The 262-nt window shown below is 52.3% G+C and carries 3 tRNA genes; all 3 read left to right on the top strand.

The annotated features are described in order from the left end of the window. The first annotated feature begins 1 nt into the window (after position 1). The 3 genes from ADM50_RS01800 to ADM50_RS01790 all read left to right on the top strand — a co-directional run bounded on the left by ADM50_RS01800 (position 2) and on the right by ADM50_RS01790 (position 252). A tRNA-Ser gene (locus tag ADM50_RS01800) sits at positions 2–91 on the top strand. Between the two features lie 11 nt (positions 92–102). After that, positions 103–176, top strand: a tRNA-Met gene (locus ADM50_RS01795). Positions 177–179: 3 nt separating this feature from the next. After that, a tRNA-Phe gene (locus ADM50_RS01790) sits at positions 180–252 on the top strand. Positions 253–262: the final 10 nt, after the last annotated feature.

Here is a 262-nt window from a genome sequence, read left to right as displayed (position 1 = left end):
TGGAGGATTACCCAAGTCCGGCTGAAGGGAACGGTCTTGAAAACCGTCAGGCGTGTAAAAGCGTGCGTGGGTTCGAATCCCACATCCTCCTTTTTATATTAACGCGGGATGGAGCAGCTCGGTAGCTCGTCGGGCTCATAACCCGAAGGTCGTAGGTTCAAATCCTGCTCCCGCAATTTGGCTCGGTAGCTCAGTTGGTAGAGCAATGGATTGAAGCTCCATGTGTCGGCGGTTCGATTCCGTCTCGCGCCATATTTTATTT

It is taken from the genome of Streptococcus oralis, from assembly GCF_001075675.1.
Taxonomy (GTDB): Bacteria; Bacillota; Bacilli; order Lactobacillales; family Streptococcaceae; genus Streptococcus; species Streptococcus oralis_V.
Note: the sequence above shows the minus strand (reverse complement) of the source record. Positions and strands in the feature narration are given on the sequence as shown.